General features: G+C 65.6%; 25 protein-coding genes. 14 read left to right on the top strand and 11 right to left on the bottom strand.

What is annotated here, in order from left to right:
* Positions 1-4: 4 nt before the first annotated feature.
* The 4 genes from IQ16_RS22970 to IQ16_RS22955 are packed head-to-tail and all read left to right on the top strand — an operon-like array spanning position 5 to position 3,688.
* Positions 5-1,042: an NAD-dependent epimerase/dehydratase family protein gene (locus IQ16_RS22970; RefSeq protein ID WP_018644678.1), complete on the top strand. Its 1,038-nt coding sequence runs from the start codon at positions 5-7 to the stop codon at positions 1,040-1,042.
* Positions 1,029-1,850 carry a GNAT family N-acetyltransferase gene (locus IQ16_RS22965; protein WP_018644679.1) on the top strand — a complete coding sequence of 274 codons (822 nt, stop codon included), beginning with the start codon at positions 1,029-1,031 and terminating at the stop codon, positions 1,848-1,850. Before IQ16_RS22970 ends, IQ16_RS22965 begins: the two co-directional genes overlap by 14 nt.
* Before the next feature lie 6 nt (positions 1,851-1,856).
* The gene (locus IQ16_RS22960; protein ID WP_018644680.1) at positions 1,857-2,912 is read left to right on the top strand and encodes a dihydrodipicolinate synthase family protein; all 1,056 of its coding nucleotides are present in this window, start codon (positions 1,857-1,859) and stop codon (positions 2,910-2,912) included.
* A complete protein-coding gene (locus tag IQ16_RS22955; RefSeq protein ID WP_018644681.1) occupies positions 2,900-3,688 on the top strand; it encodes an ABC transporter ATP-binding protein in 789 nt (262 codons plus the stop codon). Before IQ16_RS22960 ends, IQ16_RS22955 begins: the two co-directional genes overlap by 13 nt.
* A gap of 211 nt (positions 3,689-3,899) precedes the next feature.
* On the opposite strand, the gene IQ16_RS22950 is transcribed toward IQ16_RS22955, so the two are convergent.
* Entirely contained in the window at positions 3,900-4,991 is a 1,092-nt protein-coding gene (locus IQ16_RS22950; protein ID WP_018644682.1) for a TRAP transporter substrate-binding protein, read from the bottom strand.
* A 177-nt stretch (positions 4,992-5,168) separates the two neighbouring features.
* Positions 5,169-5,723, bottom strand: coding sequence for a MarR family winged helix-turn-helix transcriptional regulator (locus IQ16_RS22945; RefSeq protein WP_018644683.1), 555 nt, complete (start codon positions 5,721-5,723; stop codon positions 5,169-5,171).
* Between the two features lie 453 nt (positions 5,724-6,176).
* Between IQ16_RS22945 and IQ16_RS22940 the strand changes: the two genes are divergently transcribed.
* The gene (locus IQ16_RS22940; protein WP_018644684.1) at positions 6,177-8,018 is read left to right on the top strand and encodes a tannase/feruloyl esterase family alpha/beta hydrolase; all 1,842 of its coding nucleotides are present in this window, start codon (positions 6,177-6,179) and stop codon (positions 8,016-8,018) included.
* Between the two features lie 309 nt (positions 8,019-8,327).
* On the opposite strand, the gene IQ16_RS22935 is transcribed toward IQ16_RS22940, so the two are convergent.
* Together IQ16_RS22935 and IQ16_RS22930 are read right to left on the bottom strand one after the other, a co-directional pair.
* Complete coding sequence (locus IQ16_RS22935; RefSeq protein ID WP_018644685.1) at positions 8,328-8,585, bottom strand: hypothetical protein; 258 nt, start codon at positions 8,583-8,585, stop codon at positions 8,328-8,330.
* A 66-nt stretch (positions 8,586-8,651) separates the two neighbouring features.
* Positions 8,652-9,602 (bottom strand): DUF2778 domain-containing protein, encoded by a 951-nt coding sequence (locus IQ16_RS22930; RefSeq protein WP_026312249.1) that lies wholly within the window; start codon positions 9,600-9,602, stop codon positions 8,652-8,654.
* A gap of 193 nt (positions 9,603-9,795) precedes the next feature.
* Here IQ16_RS22930 and IQ16_RS22925 point away from each other — a divergent pair, with 193 nt between their 5' ends.
* Positions 9,796-10,236, top strand: a complete 441-nt coding sequence (locus IQ16_RS22925) for a DUF1810 domain-containing protein (protein WP_145831767.1) — start codon at positions 9,796-9,798, stop codon at positions 10,234-10,236.
* Between the two features lies 1 nt (position 10,237).
* Here IQ16_RS22925 and IQ16_RS22920 read toward each other — a convergent pair whose 3' ends face one another.
* Both IQ16_RS22920 and IQ16_RS22915 read right to left on the bottom strand, forming a co-directional pair.
* A complete protein-coding gene (locus IQ16_RS22920) occupies positions 10,238-11,014 on the bottom strand; it encodes a crotonase/enoyl-CoA hydratase family protein (RefSeq protein ID WP_018644688.1) in 777 nt (258 codons plus the stop codon).
* Positions 11,015-11,049: 35 nt separating this feature from the next.
* The gene (locus IQ16_RS22915) at positions 11,050-11,532 is read right to left on the bottom strand and encodes a tautomerase family protein (protein ID WP_018644689.1); all 483 of its coding nucleotides are present in this window, start codon (positions 11,530-11,532) and stop codon (positions 11,050-11,052) included.
* 103 nt (positions 11,533-11,635) lie between these two features.
* On the opposite strand from IQ16_RS22915, the gene IQ16_RS22910 reads away from it, so the two are divergent.
* The 3 genes from IQ16_RS22910 (at position 11,636) to IQ16_RS22900 (ending at position 15,261) form a co-directional block, all read left to right on the top strand.
* A complete protein-coding gene (locus tag IQ16_RS22910; RefSeq protein ID WP_018644690.1) occupies positions 11,636-12,247 on the top strand; it encodes a TetR/AcrR family transcriptional regulator in 612 nt (203 codons plus the stop codon).
* Positions 12,248-12,262: 15 nt separating this feature from the next.
* Positions 12,263-13,048 (top strand): 2-keto-4-pentenoate hydratase, encoded by a 786-nt coding sequence (locus tag IQ16_RS22905; protein ID WP_018644691.1) that lies wholly within the window; start codon positions 12,263-12,265, stop codon positions 13,046-13,048.
* 131 nt (positions 13,049-13,179) lie between these two features.
* Entirely contained in the window at positions 13,180-15,261 is a 2,082-nt protein-coding gene (locus IQ16_RS22900) for a methyl-accepting chemotaxis protein (RefSeq protein ID WP_018644692.1), read from the top strand.
* 110 nt (positions 15,262-15,371) lie between these two features.
* On the opposite strand, the gene IQ16_RS22895 is transcribed toward IQ16_RS22900, so the two are convergent.
* A complete protein-coding gene (locus IQ16_RS22895) occupies positions 15,372-15,962 on the bottom strand; it encodes an NADPH-dependent FMN reductase (protein ID WP_018644693.1) in 591 nt (196 codons plus the stop codon).
* Positions 15,963-16,013: 51 nt separating this feature from the next.
* Positions 16,014-16,961 carry an AraC family transcriptional regulator gene (locus IQ16_RS22890; protein WP_018644694.1) on the bottom strand — a complete coding sequence of 316 codons (948 nt, stop codon included), beginning with the start codon at positions 16,959-16,961 and terminating at the stop codon, positions 16,014-16,016.
* A gap of 306 nt (positions 16,962-17,267) precedes the next feature.
* Between IQ16_RS22890 and IQ16_RS22885 the strand changes: the two genes are divergently transcribed.
* The 3 genes from IQ16_RS22885 to IQ16_RS22875 are packed head-to-tail and all read left to right on the top strand — an operon-like array spanning position 17,268 to position 19,905.
* Positions 17,268-18,398 (top strand): DUF2336 domain-containing protein, encoded by a 1,131-nt coding sequence (locus IQ16_RS22885; protein WP_018644695.1) that lies wholly within the window; start codon positions 17,268-17,270, stop codon positions 18,396-18,398.
* Positions 18,395-18,751, top strand: coding sequence for a PilZ domain-containing protein (locus tag IQ16_RS22880; RefSeq protein WP_018644696.1), 357 nt, complete (start codon positions 18,395-18,397; stop codon positions 18,749-18,751). The genes IQ16_RS22885 and IQ16_RS22880 overlap by 4 nt, the downstream gene beginning before the upstream one ends.
* Positions 18,752-18,780: 29 nt before the next feature.
* Entirely contained in the window at positions 18,781-19,905 is a 1,125-nt protein-coding gene (locus tag IQ16_RS22875) for an HD-GYP domain-containing protein (protein ID WP_018644697.1), read from the top strand.
* A 28-nt stretch (positions 19,906-19,933) separates the two neighbouring features.
* On the opposite strand, the gene IQ16_RS22870 is transcribed toward IQ16_RS22875, so the two are convergent.
* Positions 19,934-20,137, bottom strand: coding sequence for a hypothetical protein (locus tag IQ16_RS22870; protein ID WP_026312250.1), 204 nt, complete (start codon positions 20,135-20,137; stop codon positions 19,934-19,936).
* Positions 20,138-20,271: 134 nt separating this feature from the next.
* Positions 20,272-20,949 (bottom strand): nitroreductase, encoded by a 678-nt coding sequence (locus IQ16_RS22865; RefSeq protein ID WP_018644699.1) that lies wholly within the window; start codon positions 20,947-20,949, stop codon positions 20,272-20,274.
* A gap of 116 nt (positions 20,950-21,065) precedes the next feature.
* Here IQ16_RS22865 and IQ16_RS22860 point away from each other — a divergent pair, with 116 nt between their 5' ends.
* The gene (locus IQ16_RS22860) at positions 21,066-22,028 is read left to right on the top strand and encodes an alpha/beta hydrolase (protein ID WP_018644700.1); all 963 of its coding nucleotides are present in this window, start codon (positions 21,066-21,068) and stop codon (positions 22,026-22,028) included.
* Positions 22,029-22,076: 48 nt separating this feature from the next.
* Here IQ16_RS22860 and IQ16_RS22855 read toward each other — a convergent pair whose 3' ends face one another.
* Entirely contained in the window at positions 22,077-22,448 is a 372-nt protein-coding gene (locus IQ16_RS22855; RefSeq protein ID WP_018644701.1) for a nuclear transport factor 2 family protein, read from the bottom strand.
* A 97-nt stretch (positions 22,449-22,545) separates the two neighbouring features.
* Here IQ16_RS22855 and IQ16_RS22850 point away from each other — a divergent pair, with 97 nt between their 5' ends.
* A complete protein-coding gene (locus IQ16_RS22850; protein ID WP_145831766.1) occupies positions 22,546-23,121 on the top strand; it encodes a TetR/AcrR family transcriptional regulator in 576 nt (191 codons plus the stop codon).
* The last annotated feature ends 8 nt before the right edge of the window (positions 23,122-23,129 follow it).

Raw genomic sequence — 23,129 nt, 5'->3', positions numbered from 1 at the left:
TCTCATGCTCCTCACCCGCCAGACGCTGCCGAAGACGATTCCCGATATCGCAGCCCTCGACGATCTCCTGTGCCGGCCGACGCAGGCGCTGATCGACGACCTCAACAAGGTCGAGGGCGACATCATGGTCCTCGGCGTCGCCGGCAAGATGGGCCCGACGCTGGCGGGGCTGGCGAAAGCTGCCGCGCCGGATCGCCGCGTCATCGGCGTCGCCCGCTTCAGCGACGCGGGTGTGAAGGACTGGCTGCACGCCCGCGGCGTCGAGACCATCAATTGCGACCTGCTGGACGAGACCGCGATCAACGCGCTGCCGAAGGCGCCGAACGTCGTGTTCATGGCCGGGCGCAAGTTCGGCGCCGAGGGCGATCTGTCGCTGACGTGGGCAATGAACGCGCATGTGCCGGCGCTGGTGGCGCAGGCCTTCTCCTCGTCGCGGATCGTGGCGTTCTCGACCGGCTGCGTCTATCCCTTCGTGCCCGTCGACGGCAAGGGCTCGACTGAGGACATGGCGCCGAACCCGCCCGGCGAATACGCCCAGTCCTGCGTCGGCCGCGAGCGCATGTTCGAATATTTCTCGCACAAATTTGCAACGCCCGGCCGGCTGTTCCGGCTCAATTACGCGATCGACATGCGCTACGGCGTGCTGCACGACATCGCCACGAAGGTCCTCAACGGTACGCCGATCGACGTCAGCATCGGTCATGTCAACTTCATCTGGCAGGGCGATGCCTCAGCGCAGGCGCTGCGGTGCCTGGCGCATTGCACCGCGCCGATCTCGCCGATCAACGTCAGCGGCCATGACATCCTCGCCGTGCGCGATCTCGCGCAAAAATTCGGCGCCCGCTTCGGCCGCGCACCAGTGCTGACAGGCGAGGAGGAGCCGACCGCGTGGCTCACCGACACCTCGAAGGCCGTCGAGCTGTTCGGCCTGCCGGTGGTCGGTACCGAGCAGCTCATCGCCTGGACTGCCGATTGGGTGTCCCGCGCCATGCCGAGCCTCGGCAAGCCCACCAAATACGAGGTGCGCGATGGACGCTACTGACGATCTGCCCATCCTCAAGCTTGGCGTCGACGACGCGATCCCGGGGCTCGCGCTGTCGACGGAGGCGCACTGGAACCAGACCGAAGAGGACTGGCGCATCTTCCTGCGCGACGGCATCGTGTTCGGCATTCGCGACGGCAAGCGGCTGGTCGCGACCGCGGCGCTGCTGCCCTATTCCGGCAACAACGCCTGGATCAGCATGGTGCTGGTCTCGGCCACACATCGCCGCCGCGGCCTTGCAACGCGCCTCGTCGATGCCTGCCTGGAAACCGCGCGCAAGAACGACCTGACCAGCTGGCTCGACGCCACACCTGATGGTGCCGCCGTCTACGGCCCGCTCGGCTTCACGCCGACGCTGCAATTGCGCCGCTTGAGGCTGGTGAAGCCCGCGCGGGCCGACGCGCCGCCATCGTCATCCGCGAGCATCGACGCGCTTCGTACGCGGGACCGGCGCGCCACCGGCTTCGATCGAACTGCCCTCCTCTCCGCGTTCGCGCGGCGCTCCGGCTCGCGCATCGTCGCCGCGCATGGCGCCATCGCGCTGGTCCGGGACGGCAGGACCGCCCGCCATATCGGCCCGCTGTTTGCCGATCATGCCGCCGAAGCGCTGGCCCTGGTTCACGCGATCGTACGCTCCGAGACCGCCCCTCTCCTGATCGACGCCGTTGCGTCGCAAGCCGTGTTCCTGGAAGGATTGACGGTCTCGGGCTGGACCATCGAGCGTCCGTTCCAGCGCATGCGCTTCGGCCCCGCCACCACCATGGCCGAGGAATTGCCATTCGCCGTCGCCGGCCCCGAATTCGGATAGGACATCATGCACCACAGCCAGATCAACGCAGACGTCCGCAAGCTGATCGCCGAGGGCACCGTGCTGCCGGCCCATCCCCTCGCCCTCACCGCCGAACGCCAGCTCGACAAACAGCATCAGCGCGCGCTGACGCGGTACTACATCGACGCCGGCTCGGGCGGCCTTGCCGTCGGCGTCCACACCACGCAATTCGCGATCCGCGACGTCGGCCTCTATCGTCCCGTGCTCGAGCTTGCCGCCGAGACCGCCGCGAATTGGACAAAACGTCCGCTGGCGATGGTTGCGGGCCTCGCCGGTCCCACAGGCCAGGCGACAGCTGAGGCCCGCACCGCGCGCGACATTGGCTATCACGCCGGCCTGCTCAGCCTCGCCGCGATGAAGAGCGCTTCCGAGGACGAGATCATCGCGCATTGCACGGCGGTCGCCGCCGAGATCCCGCTGGTCGGCTTCTATCTCCAGCCTGCCGTCGGCGGCGTCATCCTGCCCAGCCGGTTCTGGCAGCGCTTTGCCGCGATCGACAACGTCGTCGCGATCAAGATCGCGCCGTTCAACCGCTACCGCACCCTCGACGTGCTGCGCGGCGTCGCGGCGGCCGGCGCGCTCGACCGCGTCGCGCTCTACACCGGCAATGACGACCACATCCTGCTCGACCTGATGCTGCCGTTCGACCTGCGCGACAAGGGCGTTACCACGCGCACCTATTTCAAAGGCGGCCTGCTCGGCCACTGGTCGGTCTGGACCGCAAGCGCCATCAGGCAGTTCGAGCGCTGCAAGGCGGCGCGGCACAAGGACAGCGTGCCGGCCGATCTGCTCGCGCTCGATGCCCGCGTTACCGATTGCAACAGCGCCTTCTTCGACGTCGCCAACAATTTCCACGGCTGCATCGCCGGCTGCCACGAGGTGCTGCGGCGCCAGGGCCTGCTGCGGGGCCTGTGGTGCCTCGATCCGAGCGAGGGCCTCAGCCCCGGTCAGAAGGAGGAGATCGACCGCGTCTGCCGCGAGCACGCCGACCTCAGCGACGACGCGTTCGTCGCCGCCAATCTGGATAAATGGCTGGCATGACGGCGGAGCCCTTCATCAGCCTGCGAGGCGTGCGAAAAGTCTATCGCAGCGGCGGCGCGGAGTTTCTCGCGGTGTCCGACGTCACCATGGACGTGCAGGAAGGTGAGCTCGTCTCGCTGGTCGGCCCCTCCGGCTGCGGCAAGACCACGGTGATGAAGATTCTTGCCGGCCTGCACGGCGCCGACGGCGGCACTGTCAGAATAGGAAACGCCAAGAGCCCGTTCGATCCGACCCGCGACATCGGCATGGTGTTCCAGCAGGCGCTGCTCTTGAAGTGGCGCACCATCCTGGACAACGTGCTGCTGCCGGCCGAAATCGTCGGCCTGCCGATGAAGGCCGCGCGCGAGCGGGCGCGCGACCTGCTCAACCTGGTCGGGCTCGCCGGCTACGAGCGGAAATATCCGCGAGAGCTCTCCGGCGGCATGCAGCAGCGCACCGCCATCGCGCGCGCCTTCATCCACGATCCCAAGCTGATCCTGATGGACGAGCCGTTCGGCGCACTCGATGCGCTGACGCGCGAGCAGATGAATCTGGAGATGCTGCGGATCTGGCGCGAGAGCGGCAAGACCATCATCTTCGTCACGCATTCGATCCAGGAAGCGGTGTTCCTGTCCTCGCATTGCGCGGTGCTGACCGCGGGCCCGGCCAAGATGGCCGACTATTTCCCGATCGACCTGCCCTTCCCACGCGACCTGCCGCTCAAGACCACCGATGCGTTCGGCGCCTATGCAAGGCGCATCTATACGAAGCTGGGGCTGGGCGCGGCAGTCCCGTAGCCCGGATTACGCTGCGCTCCATCCGGGCTACGCGCCACACACTCAGAACCCGTAGGGTGGGCAAAGCGACTTGTCCGCCGAAGCTCAACGAGCGAAGGCGGAAGCGTGCCCACCATTGCAAATGAAGCGAGAGAACGTGGGCACGGCGCAAGAGCGCCTTTGCCCACCTACGAGAGCCGGGCGCGGCGCAAGCACCGCGCCCTCCTCACGCTCAGCTCTTGTTGCGCATCTTGCTGAGCAGGTAGTTGTCGTAAAAATTCTCCGCGATCTGCGTGTAGAACAGCAGCTCCTTCATATACGCGTCGTGGCTGTCCTTGGTGCGCTTGAACAGATCGCTCTTGCCGGCGAGCTCGTTCAGGTGCTCCTGGGTCGCGTTGTAGCAGGCCTCCAGCACCGGCTGCGGGAATGCCTTCAGCTCAGCGCCGTTGGCAATCAGCCGCTTCAGCGCCGCCGGGTTCACGCTGTCGTATTTCTCGAGCATCCAGGCGCCGGCCGCGGAGCCGGCCTGGTTGAGAATGGCCTGATATTGCTTCGGCAACGACGCCCACTTCTCGTCATTGACGATCATGTGCAGCATGGCGCCGCCTTCCCACCAGCCGGGGAAGTAGTAGTACTTTGCGACCTTCTGGAAGCCGAGCTTCTCGTCGTCATAGGGACCGACGAATTCAGCGGCGTCGATCGAGCCTTTCTCCAGCGCCGAATAGACGTCGCCGCCGGCGAGCTGCTGCGGGACGACGCCGAGCCGTGCCAGCACATGGCCGCCCATGCCGGCGATACGGAATTTGAGACCCTTGAGATCGTCGACGGTCTTGATCTCCTTGCGGAACCAGCCGCCCATCTGGGTGCCGGAATTGCCGCACAGGATGGCGTGCGCCTTGAACGGCTTCAGCGCCTCGTTGGTGAGGTCGGCGCCCCCGCCAAAGTGCCACCAGGACTCCTGATGGCGATGGTTCATGCCGAACGGCGCGCCGGTGGCGTAGGCCAGCGCCGGCTCCTTGCCGATGTAGAAATAGAGCGGGGTCTGCGCCATCTCGACCGAGGCGACGCTGACCGCGTCGAGCGCCTGCAGGCCGGGGACGAGCTCGCCCGCCGCAAAGGTCTGGATCTGGAATTTGTTGTCGGTGGCCTCGGCAACATATTTCGCGAAGGTCTGCGCCGTGCCGTAGATGGTGTCGAGCGACTTCGGGAAGCTCGAGGTCAGGCGCCATTTGATCTCGGGCGCGCTTTGCGCAATCGCGGGTGCTGCAACCAGCGTCGTCGCGCCGGCGACCGCGCCGCCCTTGAGGAATGTACGGCGTTTCATGATGGGGCTCTCCCTTGAAGTCAGGCTCGAGATGGGTGGCCTTGTGAACCGGCTTTGGCCACGGCCTTGGCGGACCGTTTGCCTGTTCCTGGCGCAGAGTTCAAGCTGCCAGAATGCATGGCGCCGCGGCCATCGGCCGCCAAAACGGCGCGCCGAACCAAGGGCTTGCCGAAGGCCTCAGACGTCCTCGAGAAAGACCGAGAGCGCCCGCTGCAATTCCTTGAACGCGCGCGGTCCGATCTTGGCCGCAAGCGTCTTCTCGCTCTCGGCAATCGCCGGGCGTAACCGATCCAGCAACGCGGCCCCGGCCTGCGTCAGATACAGCACGTAATAGCGGCGGTTGATCGCGGAGGCCGACCGCTGCACGAGGCCCCGCCGCTCCAGATGATCCACGAGGCGCCCGAGCCCGGCCCGCTCGATCGACAGCGATTGCGCAATGGCGAGCTGATTGACACCCGGATTGGCCTCGATCACCGACAGGACGGAGAACTGTGCCGCACTGATGTCGAAAGCGGCGAGCCGCCGGCTGACGTCCTTGAAGACCCAGAGCTGGGCGCGCCGGATGCGATAGCCGAGCGAATGGGACAGATCGTCGGAGGCGAGCAACTTGGGCCGGACGGGCTTTGCGGCCGCCGCAGCGCGCGGCGCGGACCGCGGCGGCTTTGCAACCGGCGGCCGGCGTTGCGCGCCCTTGGACGATCGCTTCCTGACGCCCGCTTTCTCCGGCCCCATCGACGATGATCTTTCGCAAGCCGTTGCTGCGGCATCCGTCCCGGCCATCCGGGATTCGACGCTTGAGTTTATCGCAGCCGGGCCGGATCGAGAAGCCGGCGGGATCGCGCGCTTTTCGAGCACAGCTTCTACGACAGGTTGCGCTGCGCACTCGCGCGCCGCGTCATGTTGACACGGCAACATCGACCGCCCTAGGATCGTGAAAGCCCGCCGTGACACGAGCGGGGCCTAGGGGGATGACGTCCGTGCTTCATCAGAGATGGGCGCCGAGCTGCGTGCGCTTACGCATCGCGGTGCGATCGACTCGCGCAGCACGCGTCTGCGCGTTGCGTGCACATCGCGCACCGTCACCTCTGCTTTGGCAACGACATCGTCAACGACACTGCCTGAACGGACGCGACCTCATGCGGTGCGTCCGCTCGACCATCATTGATGAAACTGGGAGGGACTGAGATGAAACGCCTATTTCTCGCATCGACGATCATGGCCGGCTGTGCCGCTCTCGGCACGCAGGCCATTGCGCACGGATTTCCGCCGAGCGGCGTCGCGCCGCGAGCGTCCTGTACCGCCCTCACCGGCCTCACGCTGCCGAACACGCAGATCCTGAGCGCGACGCAGAAGTCCGGCTATTGCAACGTGATCGGCATCATCAACAAGCGCGTCTCGACGCAGGACCCCGATCATTTCACCTACGGCATCGGCTTTTCGCTCAACCTGCCCAACACCTGGCACGGCCGTTTCGAGATGATGGGCGGAGGCGGCACCGACGGCAGCCTCAATGCCGATCCCCAGGGCGCCGCCGGCGTCGAGCTCGGCCAGGGCTGGGCCGTCGCGGCCAATGACGGCGGACACGAAGACAACGCCAACAATGTCGTCGGCGGACATCAGGACGACGATCCCAATGCCGGCGGCTCTGCGCACTTCGCGATCGACGCGCAGGCACGCCGGGACTACGGCTATAACGGCATCGAGAAGACCGCGACGATCTCCAAGCAGATCATCTCCTATTTCTACGGCCTCGACACCGTCCATTCCTACATCATGGGCTGCTCGAACGGCGGACGTGACGCCATGATGGCCTCGCAACGCTTCCCCTGGCTGTTCGACGGCGTGATCTCGCAAAATCCCGGCTTCAACCTGCCGCAGGCAGGTCTTGCGGAGGCCTGGAACGAGCAGGTGCTCGGCACGCTCTCGACCAGCAAGGACGTCAACGGGCAGCCGTTCATTCCCGACACGTTTCCCGCGCAGGATCTCCAGGTAGCCTCGGCCGCGATCCTCAGCGCCTGCGACGCCCTCGATGGTCTGGTCGACGGCATCATCGACAATTATCACGCCTGCACGGCGAGGAAAGTGTATCCGGCGCTCGCCAGCTACACCTGCGGCACCGGCTCGCACGGCAGCACGCCGCATGGCGGCACCTGCCTCACCACCGCGCAGGTGGACGCGCTCATGAAGATCTATGCCGGGCCGGTCAACTCCAAAGGCCAGCGGCTCTATTCGAACTGGTTCTGGGATGCCGGCATCTGGACGCCGCCGACCGCACCGGGCGCGGGCTGGCAGCTCTGGAACGTCGTCACCGCGCCGGTCCCGAACGTCAACACCGCGATCAACCTGACGCTCGGCGCCGGCGCGATCCCGATGATCTTCCAGACCCCGCCGGTCGTCACGCCCGTGGGCGGGCCGAACGGCCAGGAAGCCTTCGTGTTCAAGTTCAACTTCGACACCGACGCGCCGAAGATCTTCACGAAGACGGCGGCCTATCCCGAAAGCAGCATGGACTTCATGGCGGCGACCTCGACCGACCTGCGGCCGTTCAAGGCGCGCGGCGGCAAGCTGATCATCTCCTCCTCCGTCAATGACGGCATCTTCTCGGGTGCCGCGATTGCCCGCTGGTACCGGAACATGGACCGGCGCATGGGTGGACGCGCCGAGGATTTCGCGCGGCTGTTCATGGTGCCGAACATGGCCCATTGCGGCGGCGGCGCGGCCACGGCGAGCTTCGCCGGGAACCAGCTCAAGGCCATCACCGACTGGGTCGAGAAAGGCATCGCGCCGGACCGCATCGTCGCGGCCAACACCAACGCGACCTCGCCCTATCCGGCCGGCGGACTGTTCGATCCGCGCATTGCCCAGAACTTCCCGGCCAGCGGCACGCGGCCGCTCTGCGTCTATCCGAAGATCGCCGCCTACAAGGGCAGCGGCCTAACCAACGACGCCGGCAGCTTCGCCTGCAGGCCGGGCGGCGATCACGACTTCCACGACGATGATGACGGGCGCGGCGACAACAGGCAGTGAAACGTATCCAGCCGCACGCGTGCCCCGGACGCAGCGCAGCGTCCCTTCGACGATGCGCTGCTGAGCCGGGGCCCATCCCACCGCATATCCTGCGGCTTTTCTGGGTCCCGGCGCTGCGCCGCAACGCTTCACGCGTTGCGGCTTGTCCGGGACATGGTGGGGACGAATGCCCTTACCTCCACACTCCGTCATTGCGAGCGCAGCGAAGCAATCCAGAGTCCCTCCGCGGAGACAGTCTGGATTGCTTCGCTGCGCTCGCAATGACGATGCCCATCGCTCGCAATGACGTGGGGTGGAAGGAACCCCCGCTCAGAGCAGCTTGGCGCTCACGAACAGCGCGCGCACGGCGTTGGTCGCCTGCACCGCCAGCATGGCATTGCCGGCCGCTCCTTCGAGGGCCGCAACCGCGTCCTCATGCAGCGAGCGGAATTCCATCCACTCGACCGATTTGAAATTGGTCAGGAATTGATAGGCCTGTCCGACGGTCGCAATCGCCAGCGTGTCACCGTTCAGCTTGATCTTGAACGTGGTGCGCAGCGGGGTTTCGGAACTTGCTGGATCACTCATGGGCTGCTTCTGGACGATGACGGCTTAACGAAGGGGAAACGGCAGCCCCGCCGCACCTAGCAAATATCAGGAGGCGGTGCTGGCGCGCTGCGAGGCGGTCGCCGATCCGCTCAGGCTCGGCACCACGACCAGGCGGTTGAACTCGCCATTGTCCCAGGCTTTCAGGAAGCGATCATAGTCCTTGATCGAGACGCAGCCGTTGGAATCGCCGCGCGGCCCGAGCATGTAGTTGTGGGTGAGCAGGCCGACGCGGCCGAGCGCGCTGGTCCCATCGGTCGGGGTCAGGCGCAGCGCGCGGACGCCGTGGAACAGCTTTTCGCGCGGCTTCAGATCATAGGTCGCCGGCGGGGTCGCACCGACCATGCGCTGGTCGACATGCTGGGGGTCGTCCATCAGCGCGCCCATGCCCGAATGCGCTTCCAGCGCGACGCCGCTCGGCAGGTACAGCGCCTTGGCCGAGATGTCGTAGACCGCCGTGCGCGAATCATAACCGAGCGCGGCGAGGTCCGGCGCCTTGCTGAGCAAGCCGTCGCCGGGGGTCAGGGAGGCCAGCTTGATCTTGTCGGTGAATTTCTCGAAGAAGTTGCGGTTGTCGACCCTGGGATTGGTCTCGGCATAGGACTGGCTCGAGGCAATCTGGGCGGAGAAGTCCGCCTGGACCGGACGCGAGCGCGGCATCGGGACGGCATCGGCACGCTGCGCGGGTCGCGGCTCCTCGACTGCGGTCCGATCGTCCTCGGTCAGGGTCGAGCGCCACTCGTCGCCCTGAAGCTTCTGGGCGAGCATCGCCTTGGCGTCGCGGAGCTTGAGCTGGACCGCGTTCATGGCGGAGCGCTCCAGCGTCCGCAGCCCGAGCTCGCGGGCGGGCGGGTTGCCAGACGCCGATGCGAAGCGGTCCTCGAACGAAGGCGTATTGGCCGGCGGCAGGGCGGCGGTGACCAGCGGGGTCGAATCGCCGAGATCAGCGACCCAGGCGGCAGTGCCCAGCGCCAGCGCGACGGCAGCCAAGGACAGCAGTATCGTCTCCGCTCGCCCAATACGGCGGCGCGACAACAGCCTTTCGGCGTGTGCTGCGTCGGAAACCATCAGATCCCCAAATCGACCCCCGGGGGACCCAACCCCCACCCGGAGAGACTCTATACCAGCTACCACATTGGGAGCCAAAAGTTAGGCATAATCGCGGTCGGTGAGACAGCTCCGGGGGTATCCAATGACCGATACTTTCGACCTAGAACGGTTCGTCCAGGCCCAAAACCCGGTTTTTCGCGACGTCCAGGGCGAGCTGGCGCGGGGCCGCAAGCAGAGCCACTGGATGTGGTTCGTTTTCCCGCAAGTCGCCGGCCTCGGCTTCAGCGCCATGTCGCAGCGCTACGCCATCGGCTCGCGCGCTGAGGCCGTGGCCTACCTCGCCCATCCCGTGCTTGGCCCGCGCCTGATCGAATGCACGCGCCTCGTGCTCGCCGTCGAGGGGCGCACCATCAACGCGATCCTCGGCGCGCCCGATGACGCAAAATTCCGTTCGTCGATGACGCTGTTCGGCGCCGTGTCCGACGAGCCCGTCTTCGATCAGGCGCTCTCCCGGTACTTCGCAGGCGAGCGCGACGGCGCGACGCTGGAGATCCTCGCGAAGCTCGATCAGGCGTCGCGCTAGCTCAGCGCCCCTGGAAGACAGCCGCGCGACGCTCGATGAAGGACTGAATGCCCTCCTTCGCGTCGGCGCTGCCGAGCACGCGATCGCGGATTTTCGGAATGTAGGCGATCGCAGCCGCCTCGCAGGCTTCGACGTATTTCGCCGCCGCTTCCTTGGTCACCTGGATGCCGAGCGGCGCATTGCGCGCGATGATGGCAGCGAGCGCCATGGCGCGTTCGATCTGCCCGCCCGCAGGCACGACCTCCTGGACGAGACCTATCGCATGCGCGCGCTGCGCCGAAAACTCGTCGCACAGGAACAGATGATACATCGCATCGCCCCAGCCGGCGCGCGACAGGAAGCGGAAATGCGCCCCGCCGAGCGGTGCGATGCCGCGCCTCGCCTCCATCTGGCAGAAGCGTGCATCATCGGCCGCAACCACGATGTCGCCGGCGAGCATCAGCTCGATGCCGATCGTAAAGACGATGCCCTGCACGGCCGTGACAACAGGCTTGCGGCAGCGTTTTGCAAGCCCGAACGGATCGACATTGCCGTCCTTGATGTTGCGCTTCTCCGCGGTGGGACCGAAGAATTTCGGCATGTCGAGACCTGCAGTGAAATCCCCGCCCTCAGCGCAGATCACACCGACGCGGTAGGCCTCGTTGTCGTGCAGCGCGGTGCGCGCATCGGACAATTGCTCCATCATCGCCGGGGTGAACGCGTTCTTCTTCGCGGCGTTGTCGATGATGATCTTGAAGACGTGGCCATGCACCTCGGTGCGGATCTGACCTTCACTCATGTGCTTCTCTCCCGATTGTTGGTGTTGGCAGCAAGTCAGGCCGGCGGCTGAATCGCGGCGCGGATCGCCTCGATCCGCGCCTGCGTGAACACGCCGGAGTCCAGAAGCTGGAGGATCGAGAGCACCCCGCCGCGCGATCCCCAGCTTCCCTCATCGATGATCTCGAAATTGACCCACCAGGTCGGCGACGGCGCCGGCATGCCGCAGGCCTCCGCAAGCCGTGCCAGCACGTTGTGGATCACCTCCGCGCGCACCTCTGCCGGCCAGGCCGCGTTCATCACCGCGATAGTGACGGTGATGATGTCGCGCGGTGAGTCCTGGTCGGACAGCAACCGGCCGCCGATCGCCATGCAGTCAGGCGGCAGATCGTGAAAGTGCACCTGAAAACCCATTCGCGCCGCCGGCGCGTGCTGACCGACCTCCGGCTCGAGCACGGCGTCGGTCAGGCTTTCCGCAAGAATCCGGCGCTGCTTCAGGCCGAGCCGTCCGGCCGGTGCGGTCACGGTGATGATGGTCAAATCGGTAGCCTCTCAACAAGTATGACACTCGTCATATTTCAGCGCGGCTTGCCTATGTCAAGTGTCATAGTCTAGATGGAGCCAGCCAATCGTAGGACTCTCGATGACCGCCACCACACGCGACAAGATGATCGCCGGCGCCGCCGACCTGATGAGCCGCCGCGGCGTCAACGCCACCAGCATGCGCGACGTCGTCAGCCACACGGCGACGCCGCGCGGCTCGATCAGCCACCACTTCCCCGACGGCAAGCCGCAATTGATCGCCGAAGCCGTGACCTTCGCCGGCCGGCAGGTGTCCATTCCCCTGGAGAAAGCCATGAACGAACGCGGCGTGATCGGCGGTCTCAAGGCTTTCGTCGCAGCGTGGCGCCGCCAGTTGCAAGCAACCGGCTTCGAGGCCGGCTGCCCCGTGCTCGCCGTCGCCGTCGACCGCTATGTCGGCGAGCCCAGCGAGAAGGACGACGCGGCGGCGCAGCAGCACCTGCTCGATCTCGCCGACGGCGTGTTTGCCGATTGGCGGCGGATCATGCACGCAGCCTTGTTGCGCGAAGGACTGGCTGCCGACCGCGCCGAGCGGCTTGCAACGCTCGTCGTCGCCTCGATCGAAGGCACGGTCGCGATGTGCCGCGCCAGCCGCACCGCCGACGCGCTCGATCAGGTTCAGGAGGAACTGGAGACAGCCCTGTCCGCCGCCCTCGCCCGCCCCGCCAAATAGATTGGATTCGCACCGATGGATCTGTCCCGACAACGCGAGCTCGCCCGCCATCTCGCCGATTTGCGCCGCGAGAGCCGGCCACAAAGCGGCCTCGATGCGCATCTTGTGCCGCCGGACGCCGACACGGCGTACCGCGTCGCGCAGATGGTGGAAGAGGAACTGGGCTGGGAGGTCGTCGGCTGGAAGATCGCCGGCATGAAGCCCGGGCTTCAGCGCCAGCTTCGCACCTCCTCGCCGATCTATGGGCGGGTGTTCGCGCCGCTGATCAAGGGCTCACCCGCGACTGTCGAGCACGCCAGGCAGTGCAGCCCGATTCCGGAGGTCGAATATCAGGCCCGGCTCGGCACCGACCTGCCGCCGCGTGCAAAACCCTTCTCCGTCGAAGAGATTGGCGATGCCGTCGCCTCGCTGCATCCCGGTATCGAGCTTGCCGAATGCCGATTCATCCACGACGCGGCGTTTCCGCCGATGCCGGCGATCCTGGCCGATGGCGCGGGATCGGGAACGATCGTGCTTGGCGAGGCGATCGCCAACTGGCGCAGCCGCGACATCGCGACTCAGGAGGTCGTGCTGAATTGCAACGGCGCGGAACGACGCCGCGGCAGCGCCGCAGAGGCCATCGATGATCCGCTGGTACCCCTGACCTGGCTCGCCAACGAGCTGTCGCGGACCGGAATCGGTCTCAAGGCGGGGCAGACGATCAGCACGGGCACGCTGACCGGCATGCTGCGGCCAAAGGCCGGCGAAACCTACGTCGCCGATTTCGGGCCGTTCGGAACCGTGAGCGCGACCTACGCCTGAAGCTCGCGCATAAGACGAATGGACGCATGCGCGCAGGGCATGCCGGCCGTCAGCGTAAACCGCGGATTAACGCCGGCTGCCTATCGTTCGGGCAAAATAATTGTCCTCCCGCGCCAATTGCCGGAATGCCCATGAAAATCGGTACGCTCCTGACCACCGCCATCGTCTCGTTGTCGACCGTGGGCGGCGGCCTCGCGGTCTACGTCGCCGTGACGAAATACCAGACGATGGAGCGCATCACCGAAGCCCAGGGGCGGCTCGCAATCGTCCGCGCCGTCAGCGACATCCCGCGCTATCTCAATCCCGAACGCGGCTTTTCCACCAACATCCTCTACGGACCTGCCAGCATCGACCCCGCGCTGCTTGCCGAGCAGGACAAGCTGCGCAAGCAGACCGACGGCGCCCGCGACAAGATGAATGCGCTGCGCAAGGAGCTGCCCGGCCCGTTCGACGACGGCACCACGATCGGGAGCAACATCGACGGCATCAATACGAAGTTCACCGGCTTACGCGATGCCATCGACAAGGCGCTGGCCGGGCCGGCGGAGGCGCGCAAGGACGCCGCCAAGAAGATCGTCGCCGACAATGCCGTGCTCAATGGCGGCGTGACCGCGCTGCTCAACGAGCAGGTCCGCCGCATGGCGATCCTGAATGGCGACGCCTACCGGCAGGCCAGCTACGCCAACATCGCGATGACGCTGCGCGACGTCGGCGGCTTCAACTCCAGCCTGCACAAGAATCTCGTCGGCGGCAAGAAGCCGGCGACCGACGCCGAGAAGGCGGACATCAGCCGCTCGCAGGGCCGCAACGACCAGATCGTGATGTCGCTGCTGGAATTGCGCGGCAATCCGGCAACCCCGGCGAACGTCGCCGCCGCGCTGGAGAAATTCAATTCGATCTATGTCGAGGAGTTCGGTCGGGAGCTCAAGCTGGTCAAGGACGGTGCGGTCACCGGCAAGTACGAACACGACATGGACACCTACTACGCCTCGACGCAGCGCGGCCTCAGCACCATCATCGAGGTCCGCGACGCCTTCTACGACAACGCCGAGCAGGTTCTCGCCGGCGCCTCGTCGGCGGCGCGTACCAGCTTCGTCATCGCGCTGCTCGGCCTTGCCGCCGTGCTGGTCGCCAGCATCGGCCTCGTCGTGACCGTCCGCCGCCGCGTCTGCGCACCGATCGTCAATCTGACGACGCGGATGTCGCGGCTGGCCGACGGCGAGGTTGCGGAAGCCATCCCCGGCGCCGAGCGCTCCGACGAGATCGGCGCGATGGCTGCGGCCGTTCAGGTCTTCAAGGACAACATGATCCGGGCCGAGCGGCTCGCAGCGGAGAAGCAGGCCGAGAACGACGGCAAGATGCGCCGCGCCCACGCGCTCGACGAGCTCACGCGCACATTCGAGGCCAAGGTCACCGAGCTCGTCGGTGGCCTTTCCCGGGCGTCCTCCACGATGGAGAGCACGGCGCAGTCGATGACGTCGACCGCGGCCCAGACCAACAGCCAGGCCGCGGTGGTCGCCGCCGCCTCCGAGCAGACCTCGACCAACGTGCAGACGGTTGCCAGCGCCACCGAAGAGCTGACATCCTCCATCTCCGAGATCGGCCGTCAGGTCGCGCAAAGCACCGAGATCGCCGCCCGCGCCGTCGACAATGCCCGCCGCACCGGCGACACCGCGCGTGCGCTCGCCGAGGGCGCGCAGAAGATCGGCGACGTCGTCACGCTGATCCAGAGCATCGCCGAGCAGACCAATTTGCTGGCGCTGAACGCGACCATCGAGGCCGCCCGAGCCGGCGATGCCGGCCGCGGCTTTGCTGTGGTCGCCTCCGAAGTGAAATCGCTGGCGGGCCAGACCGCCAAGGCCACGACCGAGATCTCCGAGCAGATCACCGCGATCCAGAGCGCGAGCGACGAGACCGTGGCCGCGATCCGCAACGTCGCCGACGTCATCGCCGAGATCGACCAGATCGGCACCGCGATTGCGGCTGCGATCGAGGAACAGGGCTCGGCCACCAAGGAGATCGCCCGCAGCGTCCAGGAAGCCGCCCGCGGCACCCAGGAGGTCAACACCAACATTTCAGGCGTGCAGCGCGCCGCCGACGACACCGGAGCTGCCGCCAGGGAAGTGCTGGGCGCGGCCGAGCAGCTCTCGACCCAGTCGCGCGATCTCGCCGGTCAGTTCGACCGCTTCCTCGGCGAGGTCAGGGCCGCGTAAGGCGCGGCTCGCGAGGTTCGTAGCCCGGATGGAGCGAAGCGAAATCCGGGAATCGCGCCGCGGTTAAAGCGGCCCCGGATTGCGCTTCGCTCCATCCGGGCTACCGGACGTCAGTACGGCGGCGCCTTCCGCGCCCGCTGCGCCTTCGCCGCCTCGATCCACCAGGTGAGATCATCCGCAAAGCGCGGGAACACGCGTTCCAGCGCCTTGCCGCCCTCGCCGATCGGCTCGGCGTCCGCCGACAAGCTCTGCGCGATCGGGCCGACGCCGATGGTGCTCGACACCACCACCATGCCCATCTCCGACAGCGTGCCGTGCCAGGCGGTCGCCGCGCGCGCGCCCGAGAAGCGGCCCGCGGAATAGCTGACGATCGCGGCCGGGCGCCAGAACCACTCTTCGAGGAAATGGTCGGTCAGGTTTTTCAATCCGGGCTGAATGCCCCAATTGTATTCGCCGGTGACAAAGACGAAACCGTCGGCGCCGCGGATCTGCCCGGCCAGCTTCTCCAGTGCCTCGGGGGCGGCGCCCTTGGGATATTCCTTGTACATGCGGTCGAGCATCGGCAGGCCGATCGCCTTGGCGTCGATGAACTCGACGTCGTCGCCGCGGCTGCGCAGGCGATTGATGACGAAATTCGCAAGGCGGATGCCCATGCGATCGGAACGGTAGGAACCGTAGAGGACGAGGATGCGATTGCTCATGGGTGGCAAGATAGCACGAAAGCAGGCGGCGCGCCCGATCGATTTGTCGCGCTATCTTCCGCGTCCGCGGTCCAGCGTTTGCGACGGCGTCTCGCCGAATTGATCGCGGTAGCTTCTGGAGAAATCGCTGAGGTGCCAGAAGCCGAAGGCGAGCGCCACGGCCTTGACGCTGTCGGCGCCGGCGAGCAGCCGCTGTCGCACCAGCCAGAGCCGGCGCAGGCGCAGATAGCGGTGCAGGCTCATGCCGCGATAGCGGCGGACGACGTCGTGCATGGTGCGGACGGAAAGGCCGAGCTTGCGTGCGACCTCCTCGCTGTAGATCGGCTGCGAGAGATCCTCGGACAACAGCGCGCGGATGTCCTGAAAGGTCTTGAACTGCCGCCCGTCGTTCGGCCGCACTGTCCATCGCGCGGACACCAGATTGGCGAACACGGTGTCGACCGCGCCGAACAGGGACTCCTTCATCGCCGCCCCCTTCAACGGAACCTCAGCGGGATCGATCGGCTCGGACGCAGCCGCCAACACCTCCCGGACCACCTTTCGCAACCGGAGCAGGGCCGGCATGCTGGTCTCGAAGATCTTGAAGCTCGACTGCGTCTCGGGCCAGCCGCGGTCCTTCACCTCAGGGCGAAACACGACCGAGGCGATCTGCCTCTGCACCTCCTCGATGGTGTTGTAGGCCGCGCCGCTGGTGCCGATGACGACGACTGCGCGGTCGCGCTGCGCGCCATTGAAGCGAATGGGAACTTCGAGATCGTCCATCGCGAAACCGATCGCCGTGCAGTCGGCAACCAGCTGCGCGTCCACGACGCGCGGAAACGTCCGCGTCACGTTCACGTCGCAGCCCGGCAGGCGCAAGATCACCTGCTCAGCAGCAATCCGTCGCACGAACGGCGTAAACTCGATGTTCAACCCGCGTATCGAACTGCGAAACTCGTCGACATCGGAGAAGCGAAATATCTTTGGCGCCAATCCTGGCGCATCATCATTGTTGCTCATGGCAAATGAAAAAAAGCCGCGCCCTGAAACGACGCGCGTCCGGCAATAGCGCCGATCTGAACTCCCCCCTTTCGGTGCCCCTGTTAGACCGAAAGAATTCCCCTACCCCGCCCGCATCAATTGGCGAGCGTTCGGTTGAAGGGACACGCTGCGGCAACTCGTCCCGCCGAATTTCGATAGCGTTTTAGGTTGTAACGCCGGCTATCTTATACCCAGGCGTTTAAAATCTCAAATCCAAATTAACGTCTGTCAGGCGCAATGATGGTCGTTAAATCGTCAAAACTATTTCAAACTCAGGCTCCTGCCATGATGGCAAATTTGCCTGCCGATAGTCTTGTTGAATTGGAAGACGCGGTCGCAACTTGCCCTCCGGAGCGTTGCACGCGCATTCTCGAAGGCATCACCCACCTGCTTACCACGAACCGCGATTACCCCCAGCAAATGCTGGTCGGTGTGGTCGATGGTGTCCTGCTACGCCTGACGGAACGGGTCGCGGTTAACGCACTGATGCGGCTCAGCAGGGCGCTCGCTGAACTGAACGTGGCGCCGCAGGGGACACTCCTGCGGCTGGCCTTGCACGAGGATCCGGACGTCGCTTGTCCGCTCCTGCTCGAATCGCAGGCACTTTCCGCGCCCGATCTCGTTGCGATTGCGAGCTCGCGCGGCGAGCGGCAGCAACGCGCGATCTGCGACCGCGACAGCATCCCGCCTGATGTGACCGAGGCGCTGATCAGGCACGGTGGCCGGCCGGTTTATCCCGCGCTGCTCAAGAACCCGGGGACGAAATTCTCCGATGCGGCCTATGCCGCACTGATCGCCGGGGCCGGACAGGATGACGAAATCATCAAGGCGCTAGCGCTCAGGCCGGATACCCCCGACCTCATCGTCAGGAAGTTGTTGTCCGCTCGCGCCGGCAAGACGCTGCCCGACAAGACACCGCCGGCGAAGCCCGACGCTTCCGCCGTGCCGCCGACGCACGATGCGGCATCCGGTCCGACAACACCCGCTCTACCCTGTCCGGCGGCCTATGCGAACGCACGGCCGGAGATCGTCGCCCTCGCCCGGGTCGGCAAGCTCAACGACTCCACTGTGAACCGCTTTGCGATCCGCGGAGAGACTGCAAATCTGGTCAGCGCGCTGTCGGTGCTCTCGGGGGCTCCGATCGAGATCATCGAGCACGTCATGACCGACGAGAATTGCGAGGGCCTGGTCATGGCCTGCCGTGCCTCGCGGCTGAACTGGGCGACCACGCTCGCGATCCTCAGCAACCGCAGCGGCGTTGGACTCTCTTTCGCACAGCGCGAACGCGCGCAGCTCATCTTTGAAACACTGCTCTTGTCGACCAGCCAATGGACGGTGCGCTGGGGAGAAATCGCAGCAGGGGCAGGCTCAAGCGATCCAGGACATCGCAGCACAAAAGCGGGGGTTAGCCGATGAGGTTCGACGGTCGAAAGGCGTCTCGCGTGAAAATGGATCACCGGCAGCCCGTCAATCTGATGGGCTCGGACGGCACCTGGCGGCGCAGCTGCGTTCTGCTCGACGTGTCGCAGACCGGCGCGAAAGTCGAGGTCGAGGGTACGCTCGACGTGCTGCAGGCGAAGGAATTCTTCATGGTGCTGTCGTCGACGGGGCTCGCCTATCGGCGCTGCGAGCTGGTGTGGATCGACGGCACCACGGCCGGCGTTCACTTCATCACTGCAGACGGCAAGAAGAGAACTGCACGCGCATCGGCAGCCACCGCGCCGGGCTCGTGCAAACCAGGTGATCCGAAACTCCGTTCCACGCATTGAAGTTCAGTGCCGTAACTCCAGGTCAGACCGTGACGAGCGCGCGAACCATCTCAAGACCCGCCGTCAATAGCGACGGCGGTGTCCGGGCGGCAGAGACGGCGCGCCCACTCGTCCAGGTGCTGGCCGACACGTCCGGCAAGCTATCCGGCATCCGCTCGATCCTTGAAGAGAAGTTCACTGTCGTGGGCGAACGCCTCGACGCCGATGCCAAGCTCGCGCAGGTGCCTTACGCGATCGTCGTCCGCGCGGAGTTGCGCGACGTCGCCAACATCACGGCCATCAAGAAGCGCGCCGGCAAGCTGGCAAAGGCCAGGAAACGCGTCTTCCTGCTCGAGCACACTTCTCACGCCGGCATTTCGCAAGCCTATGCGCTCGGGGCCACGCTCGTGCTTCCCGGCACGATCAACCGGATCAAATTGCTGGCGGCCCTGTCCGATCATGCCGCCCCGGTGACCGCCTCACCGGGCGGCGAGGCGCAGCAGGTCGACGCGGTCGAGACCGCAGCGACCGCCATCGCCACGATGTTCACGTCCGTCACCCTTGGCCAGCCGCTCGACGTCGACGGCACCAGGGAAGCCGGGCGCCAGATTGCCGATCGCATTATCGAGCATGGCCTGTCCGAGTGGTTGACGACGGTACGCCGCCACCACGAGGGAACCTATCAGCACTGCCTGCTGGTGACCGGTGTCACCATCGACTTCGGTCTCAGCCTCGGCGTGGGCAAAGCCGATCTGGAGCGCCTCTACTCGGCCGCGATGTTTCACGACATCGGCAAGGCCCAGATCCCGCTCGCCATTCTCGACAAGCCGGGTCGTCTCGATGCCGAAGAGCGCGCTCTGATCGAAACGCACCCGGCGGCGGGCTATGGGTTTTTGAAGAACCACGAGGGAATTTCGCCCGAGATCCTCGATGCCGTGCTGCATCATCACGAATATCTCGACGGCAGCGGCTATCCGGACGGGCTGTGCGCCGAAAGCATCGGCGATATCGTGCGAATTCTCACCATCTCGGACATCTTCGCGGCACTCATCGAGCACCGCCACTACAAACCGACGATGCCGCGCGCAGAGGCCTACAACATTCTCTGCGGAATGAATGGCAAGCTGGAGAACGCGCTAGTCGCCTCGTTCAAGCAGGTCGCCCTCACGCGGTAAACGCTGCCCTTCCCCTCGAATACCTGCCCTAGTGCGTGGCGCGGTATTTGGCGCGGCGGGGGATCGAGTTGCTGGCCAGACCTTCGGCCAGCAGCTTCATGTCCTCGCGTTTGCCGCTCCGGATCAGCCGCCCGAACTCGTCGGAGGTGAAAGGAAGAGTGGGATCATCATCGATCGGACGCCGCACTCGCGGGCCGAACAACCGTCGCACCAGGCTAGCCAGCCGCCGCATATCGATTCCCTCGCGCCAGCAACAAACCTTTCAGCCTGCATATTGTTCCTCCCGCACGATCGAGATTGCAAGAGCTTGCTGACGACTCCGCACCAAAAAAAGTTTCGCCGGAGAACAATCTCCTCTTTGTCGTGCTAATCGGCAAAGCCCACGTAACGCACGAACTCATCGTTGTGCTCGCGGTCTGAGCGAACCGCGTTCGCGGCAAAGCCGTCGTCGGGATAACCCATCGCGACGCAGGTCATGATGACCTCGTCCTCCGGGATCTCGGCGACCTCGCGCACGATGTCGGAGCGCATGATGCCCTGCCCGTTGATGACGGAGCCGAGACCGCGGTCCCACGCTGCGAGCACGATGCCGTAGCAGAGCGCGCCGAGATCGAAATGGCAGACTGCGCCGGGGTCGAGCACGCGGTCATAGGTCAGCACCAGCGAGACCGGCGCGTCGAACTGGCGGAAGCCGCGCAGCACCCAGTCCTGGCGCATCGGCTTGTCGTCGCGCGCAATCCCCATCGCGCCGAACAGCTTCTTGGCGATGTCGACCTGCCGCGTGCGATGCACGCCCTGATACTCGCCGTGGCTGACGATGTCGCGCTTGACCTTGGCGCCACCGATCATCTCCTCCATGTTGCGGCGGCGTACTTCTTCGAGCGGACGCCCCGTAAGCACGTGAACGTGCCAGGGTTGGGTGTTCATCGACGACGGCGCGCGCTTGGCGCTCTCGATGATCGCCTCGATCACCGCGCGCGGCACCGACTCGTTCCTGAAACCGCGCACGCTGCGGCGCGACTGGACCAGCGTCTCGAATTCCACTCCTTGGCCTCCCTGCCCGTTCATCCCCGCGCATCACAACACGTGGCCGGTTGCCGATGCGGCGCGCAAAATCTATGCTAACCCGCAAGCAAGACCAAGAACCCTGTGAGGACCTCATGCCCACGCCGCTCGATCCCGTCATCGCCCAGATCATTCCGCTCATGCCGATGCGCGATCCCGCGGTCATGACGCCACAGAGCGCCCGCGATTCCTTGCGCGCACTGGCTGCTTCGCGCGCCGCAATCCCGCCGCCGCCGGTCGATCGTGTGCAGGATATCAAGGTGAACGGCGGCGCCGGCCCGCTCGATGCACGTGTCTACCGGGTCGGCACGGCGCCGGCACCGACCGTGGTGTTCTTCCACGGCGGCGGCTGGGTCGCGGGCGATCTCGAAACCCATGACCGGCAAGCGCGCAATCTCGCGATCGAGACCGGCGCGGTCGTCGTCTCCGTCGATTATCGCCGTCCGCCGGAGACGCGCTTTCCCGGCGCCTTCGAAGATGCCTTCGCCGCGGTGCGCGACGTATTTAGCCGTGTCGCGGAATTTGGCGGCGACGCAAAACGCTTCGGTGTTGCCGGCGACAGCGCCGGCGGCAATCTCGCGGCGACAACGGCGATCGCCTGCCGCGATGCCGGCATCAAGCTCGCCGCGCAATTGCTGGTCTATCCCGTGACCGACGTCGCGGGCGCCTACGCCGATGCGGGCGAGAACGCGCGCTTTCCCTCACGTGCCGAGAATGCCGAAGGCTACTTCCTGACGCGCGCCACGATGGAATGGTTCTGCGGCCATTATCTCGCCGATCCCGCTCAGGCGAGCGACTGGCGCGTTTCGCCGCTGCGCGCGCCATCCCTCGCAGGCCTTGCGCCCGCGATCGTCACCACCGCCTGGTTCGATCCCCTGCGCGATGAGGGCACAGCCTATGCCCGGGCGCTCGAGGCCGCCGGCGTGCGCGTCAAGCACCATGAAGGCCCCGGCCTGATCCATGGCTATTTCGGCATGGGTGACGCTTCGGACGTCGCGCGGGCCGAAGCCCAGCGCGCGCGGGCCGATTTCAAGGCGCTGCTCGCGCGCGGGACCTGATACAGAGCTGGGACGACGGCGGGCTCGGTCCGTCGCCCCCGACAACGATCAATCCTTGGCGGCTGGCACCTCGAAGAAGCCGGTCGCCTGAACCAGGCGGCCATCTTCGCCAAAGCGGCCGAAGCTCTCGCCCTTGACGAAGACGCGGCCGGCGCCGTCGTACATGGTCCAGCGGAAAAGCCCCTGCTCGTGGTGTTCGAGGAAGCTGTCGTTCCTGAAATGGGCACCCGGAAATTTCAGCTGCGTTTGCCCGATGCGCGCCATTAACGCCTCCCGTCCCGCAACCTGCGAGCCGGGATCGGTGTAGATGCAATCCACCGCGACGCTCTGCTCGAGCAGCCGGCGCCGCTCGCTTTCGTCGATGGGTCCCCATGCCGCCTGATAGGTGTTCCAGGTCTTCAGTCGCGCGTCGTTGTTCATATCGCAGGACCCTCCAAGGCATTGCGGCCAAGCTCTGACAAATTGACAATTATCGAAATTTTGTCAAGATGCGGCGAGCGAGCAGTGAGTGAGGATCATGGCTGAATCCCATATGTCCAAAGAGCAGCTTGCCGTCGCCGCCGCGACGGAGGTGTTCTCGCGCTACGGCTATGCCCGCACGACGATGGGCGACATCGCCGCCGCGGCCGGGATATCGCGGCCGGCGCTCTACCTGCTCTTTCCCGACAAGGATGCCGTGTTCGCGGCGGTGATCCAGGCAATGGACGAGCAGAAGCACCGTGAGATCAGGACCGCGATCGCCCGCCTCGATGGCCTTCACGCCAAGCTGCTCCACGCCTGCAAATCCTGGGGATCCCATGGCTTCGACCTGGTCGAGGCGCATCCGGATTCAGCCGATCTCTTCGACCTTCGCTTCCCTGCAGTCCGGCAGGTCTACGACAATTTCCAGTCGCTGGTTGCCGACCTCATCCGCGATCAGGCGCGGTCCGCCAAGGGAACGGACGAGCGAGCGGATGAGCCGGAAGTGTTGGCGCGATGCCTCGTGTTCGGCATGCGGGGATTGCGCGAAACCGCCCGGAGCGGCAAGGAGATGCGGCGGCTGATTGCCGTTCAGGTCACGATGCTCGTCAGAAGCATCAGTGGCAGCGTCTGAACCAGGCA

This window comes from Bradyrhizobium huanghuaihaiense (assembly GCF_007830635.1).
GTDB lineage: Bacteria > Pseudomonadota > Alphaproteobacteria > Rhizobiales > Xanthobacteraceae > Bradyrhizobium > Bradyrhizobium huanghuaihaiense.
This window is presented reverse-complemented; position numbering and strand designations above follow the sequence as displayed.

Excerpts from the sequence above, each read along its gene's own strand:
- IQ16_RS22855 (WP_018644701.1), bottom strand. The coding sequence starts at position 22,448 with ATGAACAACGACGCGCGACTGAAGACCTGGAACACCTATCAGGCGGCA.
- IQ16_RS22885 (WP_018644695.1), top strand. The coding sequence starts at position 17,268 with ATGATGGCAAATTTGCCTGCCGATAGTCTTGTTGAATTGGAAGACGCG.
- IQ16_RS22900 (WP_018644692.1), top strand. The coding sequence starts at position 13,180 with ATGAAAATCGGTACGCTCCTGACCACCGCCATCGTCTCGTTGTCGACC.
- IQ16_RS22870 (WP_026312250.1), bottom strand. The coding sequence starts at position 20,137 with ATGCGGCGGCTGGCTAGCCTGGTGCGACGGTTGTTCGGCCCGCGAGTG.
- IQ16_RS22940 (WP_018644684.1), top strand. The coding sequence starts at position 6,177 with ATGAAACGCCTATTTCTCGCATCGACGATCATGGCCGGCTGTGCCGCT.
- IQ16_RS22945 (WP_018644683.1), bottom strand. The coding sequence starts at position 5,723 with ATGGGGCCGGAGAAAGCGGGCGTCAGGAAGCGATCGTCCAAGGGCGCG.
- IQ16_RS22850 (WP_145831766.1), top strand. The coding sequence starts at position 22,546 with ATGGCTGAATCCCATATGTCCAAAGAGCAGCTTGCCGTCGCCGCCGCG.
- IQ16_RS22955 (WP_018644681.1), top strand. The coding sequence starts at position 2,900 with ATGGCTGGCATGACGGCGGAGCCCTTCATCAGCCTGCGAGGCGTGCGA.
- IQ16_RS22970 (WP_018644678.1), top strand. The coding sequence starts at position 5 with ATGCTCCTCACCCGCCAGACGCTGCCGAAGACGATTCCCGATATCGCA.
- IQ16_RS22860 (WP_018644700.1), top strand. The coding sequence starts at position 21,066 with ATGCCCACGCCGCTCGATCCCGTCATCGCCCAGATCATTCCGCTCATG.
- IQ16_RS22960 (WP_018644680.1), top strand. The coding sequence starts at position 1,857 with ATGCACCACAGCCAGATCAACGCAGACGTCCGCAAGCTGATCGCCGAG.
- IQ16_RS22905 (WP_018644691.1), top strand. The coding sequence starts at position 12,263 with ATGGATCTGTCCCGACAACGCGAGCTCGCCCGCCATCTCGCCGATTTG.
- IQ16_RS22950 (WP_018644682.1), bottom strand. The coding sequence starts at position 4,991 with ATGAAACGCCGTACATTCCTCAAGGGCGGCGCGGTCGCCGGCGCGACG.
- IQ16_RS22925 (WP_145831767.1), top strand. The coding sequence starts at position 9,796 with ATGACCGATACTTTCGACCTAGAACGGTTCGTCCAGGCCCAAAACCCG.
- IQ16_RS22880 (WP_018644696.1), top strand. The coding sequence starts at position 18,395 with ATGAGGTTCGACGGTCGAAAGGCGTCTCGCGTGAAAATGGATCACCGG.
- IQ16_RS22935 (WP_018644685.1), bottom strand. The coding sequence starts at position 8,585 with ATGAGTGATCCAGCAAGTTCCGAAACCCCGCTGCGCACCACGTTCAAG.
- IQ16_RS22920 (WP_018644688.1), bottom strand. The coding sequence starts at position 11,014 with ATGAGTGAAGGTCAGATCCGCACCGAGGTGCATGGCCACGTCTTCAAG.
- IQ16_RS22910 (WP_018644690.1), top strand. The coding sequence starts at position 11,636 with ATGACCGCCACCACACGCGACAAGATGATCGCCGGCGCCGCCGACCTG.
- IQ16_RS22895 (WP_018644693.1), bottom strand. The coding sequence starts at position 15,962 with ATGAGCAATCGCATCCTCGTCCTCTACGGTTCCTACCGTTCCGATCGC.
- IQ16_RS22965 (WP_018644679.1), top strand. The coding sequence starts at position 1,029 with ATGGACGCTACTGACGATCTGCCCATCCTCAAGCTTGGCGTCGACGAC.
- IQ16_RS22890 (WP_018644694.1), bottom strand. The coding sequence starts at position 16,961 with ATGAGCAACAATGATGATGCGCCAGGATTGGCGCCAAAGATATTTCGC.